This is a genomic window from Bradyrhizobium sp. AZCC 2176 (assembly GCF_036924645.1).
GTDB lineage: Bacteria > Pseudomonadota > Alphaproteobacteria > Rhizobiales > Xanthobacteraceae > Bradyrhizobium.
The window spans coordinates 4,304,909-4,324,030 of sequence record NZ_JAZHRX010000001.1; the positions used below are offsets into that span (position 1 = coordinate 4,304,909).

Here is a 19,122-nt window from a genome sequence, read left to right on the forward strand (position 1 = left end):
CTAGACTTTTGTCAGGCCGTTTTTCTATCCTTAAGAGGAAAGCAGATAAAGAAATTTACTTGTATTCGACAATCTGACCACGCCGTTCCAACAGCCTATCCAACAAAAACCTGAGTTGTCCGACGCTCTCAGCAAACCGCCCCATCACCTCGAAGAAAGCGAACTTCACCTGGTCGCTTCCCGGGCCCGGCTGGCGCGGGATACGTCGCAGGAGCTGCATTGGATAGATTAGTAGTGCTGCAAGACCGGGCGGACCCAGCAGCACAGTGCCGGCGAGGATGACCAGGGGAATTCCAATACCCCAGATCAGTGCCCGCCGGCTCTCCCAAACCCACAGCCGTTCGGGTGATGCGCCATGCACGTGGCGGCCCATCGCAAAGGCGTAGCCGCTGCGGACGTTGCGGCGCCACCATTGGTCGAACCGTGTCATGGCGGCGTCATGCAGCGTCATCTCCTCATCGATCCGCCAGATCGACCATCCGTCCGCGCGCAGCCGCACGCAGAGTTCGGGCTCCTCGCCGGCGATGAAGTTCTCGCGGTAGCCGCCGACGCCTTGCAGCGCGGCGGTCCGCATCATCACGTCGCCGCCGCAGTAACGTACCTCTCCGGGCGGTACATTCCATTCCGCATCGCAGATCCGGTTGTAGATCGAGCGCTCGGGATGGCGCTCGCGGCGGCGGCCAAAGACCGCGCAGGCTCCGGGAGTCGTTGACAAGAATGCCAGGGCTTGCTCCGGCCAAGCCTCGCGGAGTTCGCAATCGCCGTCAATGAACTGCACGAACTCCAGATCAGTCCGCAGCTCCATCAGCCGGCGAAAGCCGGCATTGCGCGCCCGCGCGGCGGTGAAGCCTGTCTTCATGTCCAGTTCGATGACTTCGACGCCGCGGCTTTTCGCCCAGGCGACCGAGCCGTCGGTCGAGCCGGAGTCGACGTAAACGATGGCGTCGGCGCCTTGCGCGGACGTCAGGCATTGCTTGAGGCGCTCGCCTTCGTTGCGGCCGATCGCAACGACGCCGTAGCGGGATGACTTTTCAGCCGGCGTCACGGGCGGGGCCTGCTTCCGATTGCTGACGACGCGGCTTGACGATGGCGGGTACGCCGATAGCTATGCTGTTTTCCGGAACATCCTCGATCACGACAGCATTGGCTCCGATAATCGAATTGTCGCCAACCCTGATCGGACCCAGCACTTTGGCTCCGGCACCAATGTCGACATTGTTTCCGATGATGGGCGCAACCGGCTCCTCGACACGTCGCAGGCCGACAACCACGCCGTTGCGGATGCGGCAATTGTCCCCGAAACGCGCATAGCCACTGACAATAATGCCGCCAAAATGATCGATGACGAAGTTGCGGCCCACGGTGGCTTCGCAGGGCAATTCTATCCCGGTCACGATTTGAATGATCTTGTAGAGCACCTTGTAGATGAACGAACACAGCTTGCGCAGCAATGCCGGCCGCACGCCGTATCGCCATCGGCCGAATCGATAGATCACCATGACCCAAAAGCCCTGGGCCCCCGCGTCACGGCCATGGGCGTTAAAATCGGCTCGAATATTTTCAAACATTGCAAAAGTGTGCCGACGGTGGGCTTCCCGGTTCCAAGGATCATATATTCTCGCGACATGCTGTAGCACCGGGGCGGATTGAACAGGAAGCGTTCTGGTTGCGATGAGGCTCCGACGGCTGCCATTTTGGATAGAACTTAAGAGGGTAGTTAAGATTAGCCATGAACTCGGGAGATCGAGGCCGGCAACCGTCGCCAATTTGGCGGCGGTTTCGCACCCGCGGCGTACCCCGTTCTCCCTGGAGTTGGCGTTCCATTCAGGATGCGGTATTAATCACATATATTAAATCGATTTCACCGAGCAACAATTTCGTAGTAGATCGCTTACCATTCGTTAATCATATGGCGGGATCCCGCGGTGCGCCGGGCGGAACTTTGAAGTTCGTGGAGCTTTCATGTTGAAGACATTGCGCGTCCCGCCGGCCTCGTCCGACTTCGCCGAGCCGCGATCGGCATGCGCCTCCCCGGACGACCTTTCCCGCAACGTATACGGCCTCCTCGGCATTCCCGTGGACGCGCTCGATTTCCCCTCGCTGCTGCGGTCGATGGCGCTTGCAACGAATGCTGGCGCGCCATTCCTGATTTCGACCCCCAACGTCAATTTTCTCGTCAAGAGCCAGATCAACGGCGCGTTCCGGGAGTCCATGCTGCTGAGCGATCTGTGTCTTGCCGACGGCATGCCGCTGATCTGGATCGCCAAGCTGCTGCGTATTCCGATCCATGAGAGAATTGCCGGCAGCGACCTGTTCGGCCGGCTCAAATCGGCCGGCGCGACAGGCCGGCGTCTGCGGGTCTTCCTGCTGGGCGGCGCCGAGGGGCTGGCGGCCGCAGTTGGCGCCAGGCTGAACGCTGAACGGAGCGGGCTGGAATGCGTCGGCGTGCTCAACCCAGGTTTTGGTACCATCGAAGAGATGAGCTCGCCGAATATAATCGATGAAATAAATGCCAGCGGCGCGGATTTAATTGCAGTATTTTTCGGCGCCGAAAAGGCCCAGGCCTGGCTGCTGCATAACCACTGGCGGCTGTGCCCGCCGGTTCGCGCCCAGTTCGGGGCCACGATCAATTTCGAAGCCGGAACCGTTCGGCGGGCGCCGCCGATGCTGCGCAGCACCGGCTTTGAGTGGTTGTGGCGCATCAAGGAAGAGCCGTATCTTTGGCGACGATACTGGAACGACGGCAAGGCCTTGCTCGCGATGCTGGTCATCTCCGTGCTGCCGTTGATGCTGAGTGAGCGGCGTCTGCGAAACCTGAACGAACTCTCGATCGTAAGGCGCGAAGATCTCGGTTCCGTGACGATTGCCTTGTCCGGGGCGGCTGTGGCCGCACATGTCGACGGTGCGATCGAACAACTTCGTGAGGCACTCGACAGCGGCAAACGGTTGACCGTCGACGTCTCCAATACGCAGTATGTCGACGCAAGGTTCTTCGGACTGTTCCTGATCGTTCGAAAGCAATTGGCTAGTCGGGGACAGAAGCTGCTGTTTACGGGCGCGTCCGCCGGCCTGCGACGAATATTCCGCCTGAACAGATTCGAATTCCTCCTGTCACAGGAAGTGTGATAGCGGAGGCCACAGACGATTATCCGGCCTATTTCGGCCGCGCGACATTTATTCAGGGCCAAAGATGAAGCAGCCAGCCGGTCAGATTTTTCAAGTTCGCCGCGGACTTGCGCTCCTGCTCGTGATGTTCGTCGCGGGCTGCGGATCGCCCGAAGAACGCGCACAGAGCTATTATGAGAGCGGAATGGCTCTTATCGAAAAGAAGGACGACCTCGAGGCGCGCAAGGAACTTCTGAAGGCCGTCAAGTACAAGAGCGACAAGGTTGAAGTCTGGCGGGCGCTCGCAGGCATTGATGAACGCACAAAGGCGACTTCGCTCTTCCTGGACTTACGCCGTATCGTCGAATTGGATCCGAACGATCTGAATGCGCGATTGAGGCTTGCGCGAATTATGGTGGGCGGCGGGGCCGCCGAAGCCGCGCTGCGGGTCGTCGATGCAGCCAACGAGGGCGACAAGCCTAATGCGGAACTCCATGCGCTGCGGGCAATCATTCTTCTGCGCACCAACGATAATGCCGCTGCGATCCGCGAAGCGCAGCGCGCCTATGAGATCGATCCGGCCAATGTTGACGCGATCTCGTTGCTTGCGTCGAAAAAGGTCGCCGATCGCGATCTGGATGGCGCACTGAAGCTTCTGGATTCGGTTCCAGCCGCCTCCAAGGACGAAACGCGCATCACGCTGCAGAAGATCGATGCGTATGCACGCAAGAAAGATTTGGCGAAGGCGGAAGAGCTGTTGCGCAAGCTGATCGAGCAGAATCCTCAGGAGGGAGCATACCGCGCCCAGCTTCTGCAGCTTCTCCTCGCACAGCGGAAGTTCGTCGAGGCCGAGAAGGAATTTCGGGCGAGGGCCGAAGCCAACCCGACTGACAGCAAGATCGGGCTCGATCTTGTTCGCTTTTTGGCTGCCACCAAGGGCGCGGATGTTGCCAGAGCAGAGCTGGAAGCGCGGATCAAGGCAGGTGGCGACGATTTTGATTACCAGATCGCATTGGCCGAACTGAATCAGGGGCAGAACCGAACGGCCGATGCCGTGCAGGCTATGCAGAAGCTGGCCAACACGGCAGCTACCCCCGACAAGAAGCTCGCCGCCCAGGTCAAGCTTGCGGAGCTTCATATTGCCAAGAACGACAGGGCGGCTGCCGAGCCGTTGATCACAGATATCCTCTCGAAGGATCGCCGAAACAGCGGCGCGCTGCGGCTGCGCGCAGCCCTGAGCATCGACAAGGGCCAGTTCGACAGCGCCATTTCCGATTTGCGCGAGGCGCTCAACGATCAGCCGAAGTCGGTTGAATTGCTGTCGCTGATGGCGGTGGCGTATGAACGCAGCGGGAAGGGCGAATTGGCCGATCGTCAATATGCCGATGCGCTGAAATCATCCAACGCCAATCCCGATGTCCTTCTTCGATACGTCGCGTTCCTGCAGCGCAAGGGCGATGCGGCTCGGGCCGAAGAGATACTGACGGACGCTGCCAATCGCAATTCCGGCAATCTCCAGATCTGGTCGTCGCTCGCGCAGGTCAAATTGGGCCGGCAGAATTGGGCGGGAGCCTTGGCGATTGCGGACACCATCGGGCGCGTCGATCAGGGGCGTGTCGTTGCTGATCAGATCCGCGCGGCAGCGCTCGCGGGCCAGAACAAGATCGACGAAAGCGTCGCAGCGCTGGAGGCGGCGCACAAAGCGGGACCGGACGCACCACAGCCGGCGCTTGCACTTGCCTCGGCTTATGTGAAACAGGGCAAGCCAGACAAGGCTTCAACGCTGCTGCAGGCGATGAGCAACAAGTTCCCGGCCAATGCCCAGCTTCTCGTGTTTCTGGGGCAGGCCAAACTGGCGGAAAAGAAGAACGATGAGGCGCTGCAAAGCTTCACGAAGGCCGTCGAGCAGCAGCCGAAGGAGCCCGCGGGATACGCTGCGCTGAACGAGCTCTACATGCAAAGCAAGGACTACGATGCGGCTGACAAGGTACTCAAGGCTGGACTTGCGGAGTTGCCGGGCAATGTCGCTTTCCGTCTCTCCCTGGCTGGCTTGCAAATCATTCGGGGAAATAATGACGCCGCAATATCCCAGTACGAGGCGATTCTGCAGGACCAGCCGAACTCCCTGGTTGCGATCAACAATCTCGTCAGCCTGCTATTGGATAATCGGAGCGACAAGCCAAACCTGGAACGCGCTTTCCAGCTGGCGGAAAAGCTCAAGAGCTCGAACGTGCCGCAGTTTCAGGATACGTGGGGATGGGCTCAGTTCAAGCGCGGTGACGTCAAGGGCGCCATCGCCACGCTCGAACCGGCTGTTGCGGCAGTGTCTAATCTTGCAGCGCTCCACTACCATCTTGGCATGAGTTACGCGGCTGACGGGCAAACCGAAAAGGCGGCGGAGCGGTTCAAGACCGCATTGTCGCTGGAGCCGGACGGGACACCGCTCAAGGACAGCATCCGCGCCGCGATGAAATGAATGCCGGCTTATGAACGTCGGCTGCAGCACCAGGAAAAGTGGATAACGGCTTTCCTTCAGGCAAGTGCGACGCGTTTATCCGGAGGATTTGCTCAAAGACCGCGAGCGCGATGAAGGAAAGATCGTCGCGCTCTGGCTAATTGCCCGACGGCAGCACGGTCCAGTTATGCGTGACGACGAACATCAAGCTGTGGGAGTCCGCAGGTCCGGTGCCGGAAACGGTTGGCGTGCCGGTAATCGGATCGAAAATGGTGGCGCCGCCGGTGCTGGCGAAGCGATGCAGGTACCGGTAGGTGAGCGACGTCAGCCATTCGCGGGTCAGATTGTAGCTGTAGGTCGCCGACGCCGAAGCGAAATCCGTCGTCGTGGTCGAGATCTGCCGGTTGCCGCTCGCAGAAAACGACAGGGTGGATCGTGAATCGATGCTGTGGCTCAGCGATGCCGTGATCGAATCGCGCTTGAACAGCGAACCGACGACGCTCGGTCCAACCGACTGGCTGGCGATGACGGACAAGGTCGTGCTCTTGAGCATTCGATAGGTGAGGACAGCATCTCCGATCCAGTCGTGCACCGTGCCCGATACGGGTGTGGCCGACGTGGTACCTCCGAATGCAGAACTCGAAACCCCTCGATCCGTCACAAGATAGGCGACGCCGGCATTTGCGCGAAAGGAAAGCACCGCCGATAGAGTGGCGTCGAACCCAGCCTGCTCACGAAAAATCTGGACCTGGGTGTTGAATGCGTTGCCATATTCGAGAAGTTCATATTCGGAGGACAGATTGATCGCCGTGACCGAACTTAGCGAGCGACGCCAACTGCCACGCGCAAGTGTATCCGTAAATGGCGTGCCACCACTGGACGGCTCGTAACTCGTGTGAGAGGACGTGGCGAACAGAGACACTGTGTCAATTGCGGTGATCGAACGGTCGATTCCACCCGTTGCTGTGAGCCGATCGATGAAGCCTGAAGTCGGCGTGGAAACGCCGAGATCGTTCAGGATCGCAAGAGCGGTACTTTGCTGTCTCCAGCTTGTCTCGACGTACTCCCGGTCGAATCTGTTCTTTTCCTTGAGCTCGTAGCGCGCCTTGAATCCGTAGTTCAGGAATTCCGATGCAGTGCCGGCGGCGCCCGGACCCCAGTACTTCTTGTAAGTGCCGTCGCCGGTGAAATTGAACAGGGATGTCGGGGTACGCGCTTGTGCGTCAGCATTGAGCGTGGTGTAGGAACCCAAAGATCCCGCCGGTGAGGTGCGCAAGAACTGGTTGCTGTTCAGCTCGACGGTTTCACTCTCGCTGGCCTTTATCGACCAGTCGAACGCAAATGCCACGGACGGCGCCATGCCAAAGCACATCGAGACTGCTATGGCAGCTCTCTTCACGTTGCTTCTCGCCCCCGCCGATCGTCAGACCTCACTCAAACAAACGTCGTTCTGGAACCATGATGACGTCGCCGGCCCGCAAGGTGATGTTACCTTCCAGGTCGTTACCGGCTTCGTAAGCGCGGTAGTTGAACATGAAAATTGTTTCATCGCCGCCGGGGCCCTTGCGCCTCACCTGAATACGATTCTTTGCGGCGAAGGGGCCGACGCCGCCGGCAAGGGCGATAGCCTGCATCAAGGTCGTTTTCTGTCTGACAACATAGGAGCCCGGCTTTACGATCTCGCCGGTAATGAAAATCTTGGGCTTCAGGTCGTCCTCGGGGATCTCCTTGGGAGCATTAATAACAGCAACCGTAACGTCCAGATTCTCGTCCTTATAGTTATTCTTCAGCTTGTTCTTGAGAACGTTTTCGAGCGCCAATGGCGTCAGCCCGCGCGCCCGGACATGGCCGGCGAGGGGAAATGCTATTTCACCGGAGGGGTCGACGACCACGTTCCGGTCGAGCTTCGGGTCTTGCAGGACCGAAATGCTCAGGCTGTCGCCCGATTTCAGGGTTTGCGCTTTTGCCGCCCCCGGGGTCAGGAAGGCAACGCATAGCAGTGCCAGCAAGATTCGCATGTCAGTTCCCCTAAACATCAGCAAAAAGCCCGCAAACAAAAGACATTTGGGCCGACATGTGGGGATTTTTTCCCAAGCATGCAGCCATTATTTAACCATGGGGGAAGCTAATAGAACACAAAGACTTAGGGAACCCGGGAGAACTTTTTTACCGGAAAAATGCTATACTGTTGCTTATCCGCAATAACGTCCCGAACAATATTCTCCGAAATCACCCGTTGGTCGTTGGCAAAGCCATAAACCAGCGCCGTGTCACACAAGACATTAATCATGCGGGGTATCCCGCCGCTCGCGGAGGCGATCAGCGAGCACGCCTCCTGGGTGAACAGGGGGCGGCGGGCACCCACTGCCTGGAGCCGAAACGCGATATAATTGGCCACCTCCCGGTCATCGAGGGGCCGAAGGTGGAAGTCGGAGGAAATCCGCTGGGCGAACTGATGCAGCTTTGGCGCCAGCAGCAGGTCGCGCAGCTGGGGCTGGCCGACCAGGATTAACTGCAGGATCTGAAACTTGTCCGCATTGATGTTGGAAATCATGCGCAAATGCTCAAGCGCCTCCGGCTCGAGATTCTGCGCCTCGTCGATGATCAATATGGTCCGTCTTCCGTTGGCAAACTGGCCATAAAGAAAATCCTGCAATTTCTTGAAAAGATTTGGATAATCTCCATCGAACGACTGCCCGAGCGACATCAGGATCCACTGCAGCAATTCCTGCCGGCCCTGCGGGGAGTTCGAGATCAGGCCGATCGTGATCGCCGGGCTGACCTTCTTGAGCAAATGCCGGACCAGGGTTGTCTTGCCGGAACCTATTTCACCTGTAATGACGGTGAAGCCGGCGTTGTTCATGACGCCGAACTCCAGCATCGTGAACGCCATTGAATGCATTTTGCCCCAATAAATCAGGTCGGGGTCGGGGAGAATTGAAAAAGGCTTCTCCTGGAGCTGATAAAATGCCTCGTACATTGAACTTCCTTAGGCCGGCCATAGACGCTTATAGCGTACTTCGGTGGATTACCCTGCCTCCCTCAAACCCATTTCGCTGATCTACGTAAATTTGCCAAAGCGGCGGCCGATGGAACCACCATTAAGATTGAAATTTGAAACTCGTGGAACTGAGCAACTATTCATTAAATCTCTGCAAGATCGATGCTAGTATTGCGGCTCGGAGCGACGCACCCACCGACACCATTTCGCGGTACTATTTGCCCTAGCTGCCTCGCAAACAGACGCTCGGACGATATATGCTGCAAAAAGTTGAATTTGAGGACGATTTCCAGCCGCTGCAAGAGGACCGTAGCCATCTGTTGCGGCCCGCGTTCTATTGGGAACTGTTCAAGCGGCGCTGGGCCTATTTCGTACTGCCGTTCGTCACGATCGTGGCCGCGGGTGTCGCGGTAGCTTTGCTGTGGCCGCCGACCTATCTCTCCGAAGGACGGATCCTCGTTCAGTCGCAGCAGATTCCGTCCGAACTGGTCCGGCCCACGGTTACCAGCGCTGCCCAGGAGCGTATTCAGGTCATCCAGCAACGGACGATGACGCGAGATAATCTCATCGCGATCGCCGACAAATTCAAACTGTTCCCGGACAAACGCACGCTGATGTCGCCGACCGAGCTCGTCGCGGAGGTCAAGAAGCACACAAAGATCGCTCCGGTCGACCTTCAGTTGGATTTCAAGCAGCGGACGCGCGCTGCGATGGAAAACCCCACGATCGTTTTCTCGGTCGGGTTCGAATACAGCAATGCTGGGGTGGCTGCGCAGGTCGCCAACGAGTTGATGACGCGCATCCTGAACGAGGATTTGCGGGATCGAACCAGCCGCGCCACGGACACGACAAAATTCCTGGCGCGGGAGGTCCAGAGACTCCAGGCAGAGAACACGGCGCTCGATGCCAGGATCGCTCAGTTGCGGCTCACGCAAGGCAAGCCCGCGTCGTCCAGCAGCGGCTCCGATCAGCCGACGGCGACGCTTATACAGCTCAAGTCCGAACTGATCCAGAAGGGGGCGCTGTACTCGGAGCGGCACCCTGTGATCCAGTCCCTGAAGAAGCAGATCGACGCACTGGAAAAGGTGGCCGCCGCGCCGGCGCCCACCAATGACGCGGCAACGGCTGCCAGTCTCGAGGTGATGGTTGCCCAGCAGGAGAGCCTGCAAAAGAACCTCGATGCCGCCTCGGCAAAACTGTCGGCTGCACGGCTCGGCGAAAACCTCGAAAAGGACCAGCAGTCCGAGAAGCTCGAAATCATCGAGCAACCCACGGTTCCGCAAGAGCCGGTCAAGCCCAACCGGCTGAAAGTCCTGGCCATGGCTTTCGCGGCCGCGCTCTTTGGCGGCGCAGGGCTGACAGTCCTGATGGAAATCCTGGACAAGGGAATCCGCAGAAGCAATGACCTTCTGTCTGTTGTAGATGGCCAGTTGATCGTTTCAATACCCTACATCACCACGGCAGCCGAATTGCGTGCGAGGCGACGACGGACATTTGTTTTTCTGGGGGCGTTCGCGCTGGTTATGATCGGACTGCTGGTCGTTGCCTACCTTTTCCTTCCACCGCTTGACCTGATGATTGCCAAGGCCAGGGTCGGGCTGTTTCGATGATTCGCGGAGTCACGCAGTGGATTCAATAAAGCAGGCCGTCGAACTCGCGCGAGCTGCGGAGGCGGTACACCGTCCGGCGGCGTTGGGCGGATCTCCCCTCGCTGCCGACAGGCCGCAGAAGCGCTCTGGCGAGTCGCCGTTCAAAGAAGTGCGCCTCAGCGCCGATCATCTCGAAGCCCATCGAATAGTGGCTCATGGCACATCTAGTCCGAACGGCCGCTACTACGACATGCTGCGCACGCAGGTGCTGCAGGAGATGGACAAAAAAAGCTGGCAGTTTCTGGCCGTGACGTCGCCTACGGCGGGTTGCGGAAAAACGGTTACAGCCTGCAATCTTGCGCTGAGTATTTCCCGCCTGCCGGAGCGGTCGGTGCTGCTGGTCGATCTTGATTTGCGCCGGCCGGCGGTTGGAAATTATCTGGGTCTCGGCGGCAATGGCGGCGTTCTCAGCGTACTCGAAGGACGCGCGCCGCTTTCGTCGGCGGTCCTGCAGGCAAGCATCGGTCCGAATGGCATGCTGGTGCTGCCCGGATCGGTCTCGTCGAATTCTTCGGAATGGATGGCCTCGCAGACGATGGGGGCGCTGCTCCAGACCATCAAGCGAGACTTCCGGTCGCGCATTGTCATCTTCGATCTTCCGCCGATGCTGCTTGGCGACGATGTGATTTCAATCCTGCCTCGAATGGACGCGACTTTGCTCGTCGCGGGCGTCGGCAGCACATCCCTTTCCGACATCAAGGAATGCCAGAAGCATCTCCAGCGCAGTCCGGTTGTCCGCGTCGTCGTTAACAAGGCGATCGAGACTGTCGGATCCTACTACGGTAATTACTAGCGACTTCTACAGGCGCAGGTCTGCCGGCAGGAACGCAGCAATTTGCTCAGCCGGTACGAAGTACTTGGCGATGTCGCGGGTTTCCGATTTTCCGGTATCGGCGCGCGTTTGCGACTGCGATATTTTCCGGCTCATTATTCCGAGCAGGCATTTGCGCTTGACGTCGAACACCCCTGATCCGGAATTGCCGGTGCGAGCTACGTCGGCGATGACCGTGCTGAACCGGCTGCGGGTACCCACCGGTAGCCGATCGGGCGCGAGGATGTGGGAGCGCACGGCAGATCCCGGTACGATCGTCACGACCTCTTGTCCTGGTTTGGGGGGATCGGTGCAGATCGCGTTTCGCCGAAGTCGCAAGCGCCCCGGAAGAAGCTCCTCCTCGACCGATAGCAGCGTCAGATCCGTTCCCTCGAGGCTGCCTTCCTTGACGACGCGCGTCGGATATTCCGAGCCGGCAATTGCGATCTTGGGCCGCGTCAGCCAGGTCCGGCCTGCGACATGCGCTGCCGTGATGAACACGCCTTTTCCGAGATAGATGCCGGATCCCGGTCCCCAGCTCTGCATCGGCGTTTGATGGATGTTCACCGCATACGGCAGCAGCGTGTCGTCAGCGCCTTGCGCGCAGGCCGGCTGCCACATGACCGCCAGAACAAGTGCGCCTTGCAGAAACGGCGCGCGCAGCAACTTCGCGGTGAATCGAGCGAGCGCCAAAATGACCTGCCAGGTTTGCACGCTCGTTTGTTAGCAATTTTCAGCTTGCGCCGGTAAAGAATTTGAGTTCCTGCGGCGGAATGGCGGCAAGCAGATCGCGGATGAATTGGTCCTGCAGCTTGAATGATACGTCCTTCGGCAGACCGATCGTGGAGACCCTGATCAGGGCGCCGTCGGGAATGATCCCGCGCAGGCCATATTTCAATCGGCTGAGTTGATGATCGACCACGCCATTGGCGATGTCATTACCGATCCGGAGCCAGTAAGTGACCGGCTCGAAGCGCGACTCCCTTGCCGCAATCAATCTGGTCATCTTGATTGGTTGGGCGCCGTTGCGATAGCTGATCGCGGCGTTGGCTTTGTCCGAGATCCGGAAGCCGTTGGCTGTGTAGCAAATCTCCGGGCGGTGGGACTTCAGCCGATAGTTCTGCACCGGACCGTATGCGACCATCAGCATGACGATGTTGCCATGTCCGTCGCTATAGCCTCGACCGACTTCCTGGGTGTAGATCTTTCCCACCAGCGGGTCGGGCTGAACGTACGCGTCCGGATCCGCCGGACGGACCGGGCTGATTTCGGGAACCAGCGTCCAGGTTCCGAACTGGCGGGGGATGACGGTTTCAAGGCTGGGGGAGGCCGATGTGCGGGCCATCAGTTGGCGGGGCGCCAGCACGGTCGCAAGCACGGCGCACCCAACGATTGCGATACATGCCACTATGATCTGAATTCGAGGATATTTCATTGAGGTCACGTGCAATCTTCGAGAGTTAATTGGATCTGCCGTTTCGGAGCAGGATATACGTCAACCGGCCTGTTTGCAGTCAAAAGAAAGAGATAATCGGCGCCTTTAACGAAATTAACATAAACAACGGAAATTGCAGTGAAAAAGCGTTATAGGGTCGACCCGCCACGGCCGGCTGGCTAGTCAAATCAGGATCAGAGCACGGTCAGCCTGTTGTACATGTCTCTCGGCCCATTGGATGCACGGAGTTTCTGGATGAAGGGTATGTCCATCAAGATCGCCCGGCTTGCCGTTTTACTGGCCTGTAGCGCGGTCGCCTTGGCAGGTTGCGGCAAGAAAGATCAGCCGGCGGCTTCCAAAGGACAGGTCGTTGCGCGTGTCGGCGACGAAGTCGTGACGGTCCAGGATCTCGAGAACGAGTTCCGCTGGGCGAACGTGACGCCGGACAAGCAGAAGGAGCCCGAGATCGTCAAGCGCGTGCTGGGTGATCTGGTCGTACGCAAATATCTGCTCCGCCAAGCCATGGCGGCGAAGCTCGATCGTGAGCCGGGCGTGCTGCTGGATCTCCTGAGATCGCGCGAACAGATCCTCGAGAATGCGTATCTGCAGCGAACGGCGGCGGCGAAGGCGCCGGGCAAGGCAGATGTCGACAAGTACATGGCCAATAACCCGGCGAAGTTCGCCGGCAGAAAACTGCTCAGCGTTGAACAAATCGCATTTCCAATAGGGCCAACCACCCAGTCCTTCGTCGAAGCGAACAAGGATGCCAAATCACTCGACGAAATCGACGCGAAGCTTACCGCGGCCGGCATCCCTCACGGCCGACAAATGGGCGCGCTGAACAGCGGCGATCTCCCACCGGAGTTTTACGGTTTGATCGAGGCCAAGAAGTCGGACGACGTGTTCTTTGTTCGCGCCGGCCAGAACGGGATGTTCTTCAAAATCAAGGGCGAGGAGCCTCGCCCGCTCGAAGGAGAGCCCGCAGCCAATCTGGCGCGGCAACTGATGCGCGCGGATGCGGTCAAGGCCGAACTGGGGATTGCGGCCTACTCTGCGAATCTCGAAGCGAAATATGAAGGTGATTACGCAAAAATCATGCAGCCGGGAGATGGAAAGAAGAACTGAGCGCAAGATGTAATCGCGCCGTAAAAATGTTCCTCAAGGCGATATCGACGTGAAATGACAACGTTTTTTGATGTGTTGACCGTTACGTGTTTCGTGGCGCTGGTGATAGCGTTCTTCCAGTTCACCGCGCGGGACAACCGAACCTTGTTGCACTTCATGCTGGCCGGCATCGTATTCGCCGTCGCCAACCAGGTCGGAAATGCCGGTTCATTTTATCTTGCGCTGATTTTGATTCTCGCTGGCGCCGGTTACGCGGTTTTGATAGTCCGGAGATAAGCGGGCTTGTTCCATTTAATGCTATCAGTACACTAAATTTTGCAACCTGTTGGTATAATGGAATGACATATTCGCAAGTAATACCATCGGCAAAGGCAGGTTTTCTCGGCCCTCTTCTGTGGCCGGCGCTGCTTGGCGCCTCGGTGATCGCTGCCTATGCCCAGACCATTCTCGGTTTGATCGATGGGCCTTGGCAGACCGAACAGGAAGGACATGGTCCGCTCATCATTGCGGCCTCGCTCTGGCTGGTCTGGCAATCGCGCGAAAAATTGCGGGCCGTTGAAATTTCTCCGGCTCCCTTCATGGGCTGGATCGCTCTCCTCGGCGGCCTGGTCATCCTCTACCTGGCCAGAATCCAGCAAGGGCTGGTCACTTTCGAAACGTTTTCCGTGATCCCTGTCATCGTCGGGTGCGTCCTGATTTCGGCCGGATGGCCGGCGTTGCGCGTCCTCGCGTTTCCGATCGGCTTCCTGATCTTTGCGGTGCCGATGCCCGACTGGCTGGTCGATGCCGCCACGGTTCCGCTGAAGGTCTTTATTTCGAACGTCGTCACCAACGTGCTTTATGCGACGGGTTTCCCGGTTGCCCAGAACGGCGTGATGATCATGATCGGGACCTATCAGCTCCTGGTAAAAGACGCCTGTTCCGGAATGAATTCGATTTTTGCATTGTCCGCGATCGGCGTTTTCTACGCCTATGCGTTTCGCTGGCAGGAGAAAATTCGCAGCCTGTTCCTTCTCGCGGCGATCATACCCATCACCATCATTGCAAATTTCTTTCGCGTTTTCGCGTTGGTCCTGATCGCTTATTACCTCGGGCCTGACATGCTCGAGGGAATTCTGCACGATCTCACCGGCATCAGCCTTTTCGTCGTGGCGGTTTTTCTGATGTTCCTGTTCGATGCCTTTCTGGGCCTTTGTTTTGCGCTCGTGCGCCGCGTCCGCAACCGCGCCGCGCCGCCGACGCCCGCCTAGAGCATTGTCGGTTCTGATTAATCAGAACCGCAGCTCTAGATTCTTGTTTGACGCGTTTTCAACACCCGTCTTGACGAAGGTTGCCGTGAGCCGAACCTACGCCATCCCCGACCTTCATGGCCGGCTGGACCTGCTGGATCGCGCCATTGGCGCGGTTGTCCGGCATGCACAGGGAGCGGCCTCGACGATCGTAACCCTGGGCGACTATGTCGACCGCGGGCTGCAGAGCAGACAGGTCATCGAGCGCCTCATGAACTGGAGGCCTGATGGATCGAAGGTCGTCAATCTGAAGGGCAACCACGAAGCCATGATGGGCGCGGTCTGTGAGAACAGGGCCGAACTCGACTGGTGGATCAGGAATGGGGGAGGCGAGACGCTGGCATCGTATGACCAGAGTCCAGCGCTCCCCGATTTATGCGCAATCCCGGCCGACCATCTGGACTGGATCGTCAATCTCCCGCTGATGCATGTCGATCGGCACAGGGTATTTGTCCATGCGGCGGTCGATCCGAAAATTCCGCTTGAGCGGCAGAACGAGGAAACGTTGCTGTGGAAGCGTTATCCAGCCGGCGCCGACGTCGGTCATGGGCATCGCCATGTGGTTCACGGTCATCATGCCAATGCGCAGGCGCCGATTGCAGGCAAGCACAAGACCAATCTGGACGGGCTGGCCTGGAAGACGGGGCGGCTGATTATCGGGGTATTTGAGGATGGCCGGCCTGGCGGGGCCTCCGAGTACATGGAAGTGTTCGGTCACGAAATGTAGAACGGGTCCATCGCCGGGCGGGGGCGCTTCGGGCCGATCCGCCAAGCGGCAGGTCGTACATTTCCCGGCTCCGCCAGTCTTGCGGGCGATCGGATCAGGCGGGAAATTAATACCTGCGGCAGCGGCCGCTCTAATCCCAATTAAGGTTTAATTCCTTTTCGGGGATCGCGCGTTTCCGCTAACATCGGGAAGCGAATCAGTGCCGCGTTCGTTTTCACACAAAAATTCGGAAATGTTCATGAAGATGAACTCGGCTGCCTTGGCGGCGGCACTCCTGTTTGCGGGCACAGTGAACGCGGCCGCTACCGCGGTCGGCTATGCTGATTTCGGTTTGTGGAGCGCGGCAATACCCGGCTACACGGCCCTTCCGATTCCAGATCCGGCTCCGGCGGCTGACGACCTGCCCGCAAGTCAATATTTTGGAACGGGGACCGCCTCGGTCAGCTACAGCGGGGTGACATTTTCGACCTCCGGTCTGTTGGGCAATGGTCACTTCTTTAACATCGGGCCAGGCTTTGAAATCGTGCCGGGTAAACCAGCGTTTAACGGCAACTCACCCGTACTATCCTCGCAGCAACAGGATTTTGGTGTTGCAAATATCCTGATTACCTTGGCCGCCCCGGTAAAGGCGTTCGCGTTGAATTTCGATACGTTCTTCGGAGCCGACGTGACGTTCACGCTCTCCAATGGCGAGACGCTGACACTCGGTAGCGAGGGAAATGCGTACGATCTGCAGGGCTTCTTTGGCGTGGTCGACAACAACCCGTTCAACACGATTTTGCTGACATCGTCAGACCCTGTGTTGAATCTCAATGCGCTTAAACTCGGCGCGGCGGTCGCTCCCATCCCAGAGCCCGCGACCTGGGTCATGCTGCTGCTTGGCTTCGTCGGGATCGGTCTTTATGCCGCCCGGCGGCCTGCGCGCCGTGCACCAGCAGCGGTGCTGATCGACAGGGCGCAGTCTTAAAGCGAGCTGGGTCGCTACAAAATCGGGGATTGTGACCGCGGTGAGGTTGACGCCAGCCGGTATCAATCGATCTATTTAATGTGAGTTTCCCGTCTGGACGAACCAGTTCAGGCGCGAAACGGCGGAAGGGCATTTAAATGGTTTCGTTAAGAGCGAACACTTTCGCGGCTTGGGTGCTTGCGGCCGGATTGATGATCGGCCTCGGTTCGTTCAACCCGGCAAAGGCGGTTGTCGTTTCGGCGGCGGATTTTGAAGTTGTCGAGACCGCCGGTCCGGGCAACACGGGCTATTACACCGTCATAAACAATTCGGTTTCCGAATATATCTTCGGATTTTCGGTCACCAACCCGCTTGCCTCGAGCGTCAACAGCTGGACGACGGAGTTAGGCTGGATCGCAGGCAAGACGCCCGTGCTTGGTTATCCCAAGACCGGCTTCGGCTATGCGACCGCCCCGGGATATTGGACATTTTCGTGGAGAGGTCCGGTTTTCCACGTCAGTTCCCTGACCATCGGTCCGGACGAGAGTTCGAGCAATTTCTTTTTCGGAACGTCGGAGCTGGCGAGCCTCGTGACGCTGCTTCTGGTCGACGACAAGGGACATTTCTCGTCGATAAGCTTCGATGCCACGCAAGCCACCCCTGCCGTACCTGAGGCTTCGACCTGGGCGATGATGATTTTGGGCTTTGCCGGCATCGGCGTGCTGGCCTATCGTCGGCGGCGAAATAGCGCTGCGACGGCCTGAACGCGCCTGAAATTGCTGACGCCAGGACCGCCTACGGGCGGTCTTTTGCTATCTGCCAAAGGCGAGGAACGCCGGCACATTGCGCTAGAAGCACCGCCGTCCCTGGCTGTCATGGAGCACATAATCCGTTCCGGGCGACGGATAGTGAAGTTGCCCGCACGCGCCGGAATTGACCGGAGCACCAAGAATACCGAGCTTTCTGTCCAGCGCATTTGGCGAGGCGGTCTGGTCGCTGCTTCCGCGCCCGTAATACTGTCCGCTGTATTGTCCGCTAAATTGCCCGCCATACTGGCCGCCGTACTGTCCGCCATATCGGCCGCTGTACTGCATGTTGACCTGACCAACGGCCGGCTGCATCGCGCCGATGACAGTCACAACCGTCAACAGAGAAATTAAAGTCCTCATCGCACTTCCCGGAAGCATGAGGTGTTGCGCAACCGGCGCCAGCGACAATTTGCCGGTTCAACTGCCTAGTCTAGGCTTTAATCAGTTCAGCCAGCTTAGCCGCTTCCTTGTCCACATCATGGCGTTGCAGGACCCGTTGACGGGCACCTTCCCCCATTCGCGTGATCGCTTCCGGTGCGGTGTCGAGACATTCCTCCATTGCCGCGGCTAGACTCTCGAGGTCGGCGGCAGGAACCAGCCAGCCGTGCTCGCCATGTTTAATCAGTTCGGGGATGCCCGCGACGAATGTCGTAATGACCGGTCTGCGCAACGCCATGGCTTCCATGATGACGACCGGCAGGCCTTCGGCGAAGCTCGGCAACACCAGCGCCCGGGCTGCGAGAATTTCGGAGCGAACCTCGTCGCTGCTGATCCAGCCTGTTATTCGCACGGTATCCGTCAGCCGATATTTTGCGACGAGCGCCTCGATCTCGCCGCGCATCTCGCCATCGCCGGCGAGCACCAGTTCGAACTTCGTCCCGCGCTCCGCCAGCAGCCGCGCCGCCTCGATCAGGAGCAACTGTCCCTTCTGTTCACACAGGCGCCCCACGCAAACCAATCGCCGTTCGCCGCCCGCCGCGGTGGTGGCATCGGTTTGATAGAAGGCCGGTTCAAGTCCGCAATGAACCACTTTTATCTTGGGCCAATAGGAATGGGGGACGTTGCGAAAGAGCTGGCTCCGTCCGAATGAACTGACCGCGACGACAAAGCGAGCCCGCCGGATTTTCTCAGGAAGCGCGATGAACTTCGGCTTGTCGAATTCTTCGGGGCCGTGGGCGGTAAAGCTCCAGGGCGGCCCTCCCAGTTCGCGGACCAGCATCGCGACTTCGGCAGAATTGGTTCCGAAATGAACGTGCAGGTGCTGCGCCTTTTCGCTGCGCAGCCACAGGGCCACCTGACACGCTTCGAACAGATAAATCAGATGAACGGGAAGGGGACGCTCCGCCCGCAGTCCGACCTTCAATGTCAGCACGATCGCGCGAAGCAGGCCGACGGGGTTGGTTACCAGAATGCGCAAGAATGAAACCAGCAGCGGCACGGCGCCGCCGCGCAGCACGTAACGCGTGCGAGCCTGCTCCAGTTGATCCTCGGCGCCGCGTTGCACGTCGGCCCAGCCTCGGATCGATATTCGCAGGACTTTGTGGCCGAGGCGCTCGAGCGCGAGGATTTCGCGCCGAATAAAACTGTGGCTGATGGCCGGATAATGGTTAACCAGATAGGCGATCTTCATAGAGGGTGCTCTGCCTGACTTATCCGAGAGTAGGCTAGATAAAACATGCTCATTCGGCCGGCGTCCTATTTATTTATCTCTTTGGGAAATATAGTAGTAATCAAAGGGGAAACAGGATATTTATACCCGGCTTCCATACT

General features: G+C 58.5%; 18 protein-coding genes and 1 pseudogene. 10 read left to right on the forward strand and 9 right to left on the reverse strand.

Going from position 1 to position 19,122, the window contains the following annotated elements:
- Nucleotides 1-55 precede the first annotated feature (55 nt).
- Together V1288_RS20335 and V1288_RS20340 are read right to left on the reverse strand one after the other, a co-directional pair.
- A complete protein-coding gene (locus tag V1288_RS20335) occupies nucleotides 56-1,045 on the reverse strand; it encodes a glycosyltransferase (RefSeq protein WP_334358732.1) in 990 nt (329 codons plus the stop codon).
- Nucleotides 1,032-1,568, reverse strand: coding sequence for a serine O-acetyltransferase (locus V1288_RS20340; protein ID WP_334358733.1), 537 nt, complete (start codon nucleotides 1,566-1,568; stop codon nucleotides 1,032-1,034). The genes V1288_RS20335 and V1288_RS20340 overlap by 14 nt, the downstream gene beginning before the upstream one ends.
- A gap of 394 nt (nucleotides 1,569-1,962) precedes the next feature.
- On the opposite strand from V1288_RS20340, the gene V1288_RS20345 reads away from it, so the two are divergent.
- Complete coding sequence (locus V1288_RS20345; RefSeq protein ID WP_334358734.1) at nucleotides 1,963-3,126, forward strand: WecB/TagA/CpsF family glycosyltransferase; 1,164 nt, start codon at nucleotides 1,963-1,965, stop codon at nucleotides 3,124-3,126.
- Between the two features lie 184 nt (nucleotides 3,127-3,310).
- On the forward strand, nucleotides 3,311-5,581 hold the full coding sequence (locus V1288_RS20350; protein ID WP_334358735.1) for a tetratricopeptide repeat protein: 2,271 nt from the start codon (nucleotides 3,311-3,313) through the stop codon (nucleotides 5,579-5,581).
- Nucleotides 5,582-5,717: 136 nt separating this feature from the next.
- Here V1288_RS20350 and V1288_RS20355 read toward each other — a convergent pair whose 3' ends face one another.
- From V1288_RS20355 to V1288_RS20365, 3 genes are all read right to left on the reverse strand, one after another.
- Entirely contained in the window at nucleotides 5,718-6,920 is a 1,203-nt protein-coding gene (locus tag V1288_RS20355) for a hypothetical protein (RefSeq protein WP_334358736.1), read from the reverse strand.
- A gap of 70 nt (nucleotides 6,921-6,990) precedes the next feature.
- Complete coding sequence (locus V1288_RS20360) at nucleotides 6,991-7,578, reverse strand: polysaccharide biosynthesis/export family protein (protein WP_334358737.1); 588 nt, start codon at nucleotides 7,576-7,578, stop codon at nucleotides 6,991-6,993.
- 125 nt (nucleotides 7,579-7,703) lie between these two features.
- Complete coding sequence (locus V1288_RS20365; protein WP_334358738.1) at nucleotides 7,704-8,540, reverse strand: ExeA family protein; 837 nt, start codon at nucleotides 8,538-8,540, stop codon at nucleotides 7,704-7,706.
- Between the two features lie 278 nt (nucleotides 8,541-8,818).
- On the opposite strand from V1288_RS20365, the gene V1288_RS20370 reads away from it, so the two are divergent.
- Entirely contained in the window at nucleotides 8,819-10,171 is a 1,353-nt protein-coding gene (locus V1288_RS20370) for a GumC family protein (protein ID WP_334358739.1), read from the forward strand.
- 148 nt (nucleotides 10,172-10,319) lie between these two features.
- Complete coding sequence (locus V1288_RS20375; RefSeq protein ID WP_334358740.1) at nucleotides 10,320-11,003, forward strand: CpsD/CapB family tyrosine-protein kinase; 684 nt, start codon at nucleotides 10,320-10,322, stop codon at nucleotides 11,001-11,003.
- 6 nt (nucleotides 11,004-11,009) lie between these two features.
- On the opposite strand, the gene V1288_RS20380 is transcribed toward V1288_RS20375, so the two are convergent.
- Nucleotides 11,010-11,735, reverse strand: coding sequence for a trypsin-like peptidase domain-containing protein (locus V1288_RS20380; protein WP_334358741.1), 726 nt, complete (start codon nucleotides 11,733-11,735; stop codon nucleotides 11,010-11,012).
- A 19-nt stretch (nucleotides 11,736-11,754) separates the two neighbouring features.
- The gene (gene epsI / locus V1288_RS20385; RefSeq protein ID WP_334358742.1) at nucleotides 11,755-12,456 is read right to left on the reverse strand and encodes an exosortase-associated protein EpsI, V-type; all 702 of its coding nucleotides are present in this window, start codon (nucleotides 12,454-12,456) and stop codon (nucleotides 11,755-11,757) included.
- A gap of 264 nt (nucleotides 12,457-12,720) precedes the next feature.
- Between epsI and V1288_RS20390 the strand changes: the two genes are divergently transcribed.
- The 6 genes and pseudogenes from V1288_RS20390 to V1288_RS34085 form a co-directional block, all read left to right on the forward strand.
- The gene (locus V1288_RS20390) at nucleotides 12,721-13,581 is read left to right on the forward strand and encodes a hypothetical protein (RefSeq protein WP_334358743.1); all 861 of its coding nucleotides are present in this window, start codon (nucleotides 12,721-12,723) and stop codon (nucleotides 13,579-13,581) included.
- A 54-nt stretch (nucleotides 13,582-13,635) separates the two neighbouring features.
- The gene (locus V1288_RS20395; protein ID WP_334358744.1) at nucleotides 13,636-13,857 is read left to right on the forward strand and encodes an XrtV sorting system accessory protein; all 222 of its coding nucleotides are present in this window, start codon (nucleotides 13,636-13,638) and stop codon (nucleotides 13,855-13,857) included.
- A gap of 62 nt (nucleotides 13,858-13,919) precedes the next feature.
- Nucleotides 13,920-14,831: an exosortase V gene (xrtV, locus tag V1288_RS20400; protein WP_334358745.1), complete on the forward strand. Its 912-nt coding sequence runs from the start codon at nucleotides 13,920-13,922 to the stop codon at nucleotides 14,829-14,831.
- A gap of 70 nt (nucleotides 14,832-14,901) precedes the next feature.
- Complete coding sequence (locus tag V1288_RS20405) at nucleotides 14,902-15,597, forward strand: metallophosphoesterase (RefSeq protein WP_334358746.1); 696 nt, start codon at nucleotides 14,902-14,904, stop codon at nucleotides 15,595-15,597.
- 238 nt (nucleotides 15,598-15,835) lie between these two features.
- Nucleotides 15,836-16,564, forward strand: coding sequence for a PEP-CTERM sorting domain-containing protein (locus V1288_RS20410; protein ID WP_334358747.1), 729 nt, complete (start codon nucleotides 15,836-15,838; stop codon nucleotides 16,562-16,564).
- Between the two features lie 632 nt (nucleotides 16,565-17,196).
- Nucleotides 17,197-17,307: pseudogene (locus V1288_RS34085) on the forward strand (PEPxxWA-CTERM sorting domain-containing protein); the annotation flags it as partial.
- 84 nt (nucleotides 17,308-17,391) lie between these two features.
- Here V1288_RS34085 and V1288_RS20420 read toward each other — a convergent pair.
- Both V1288_RS20420 and V1288_RS20425 read right to left on the reverse strand, forming a co-directional pair.
- Nucleotides 17,392-17,712: a hypothetical protein gene (locus V1288_RS20420; RefSeq protein ID WP_334358749.1), complete on the reverse strand. Its 321-nt coding sequence runs from the start codon at nucleotides 17,710-17,712 to the stop codon at nucleotides 17,392-17,394.
- A 70-nt stretch (nucleotides 17,713-17,782) separates the two neighbouring features.
- Nucleotides 17,783-18,982 (reverse strand): glycosyltransferase, encoded by a 1,200-nt coding sequence (locus tag V1288_RS20425; protein WP_334358750.1) that lies wholly within the window; start codon nucleotides 18,980-18,982, stop codon nucleotides 17,783-17,785.
- Nucleotides 18,983-19,122: the final 140 nt, after the last annotated feature.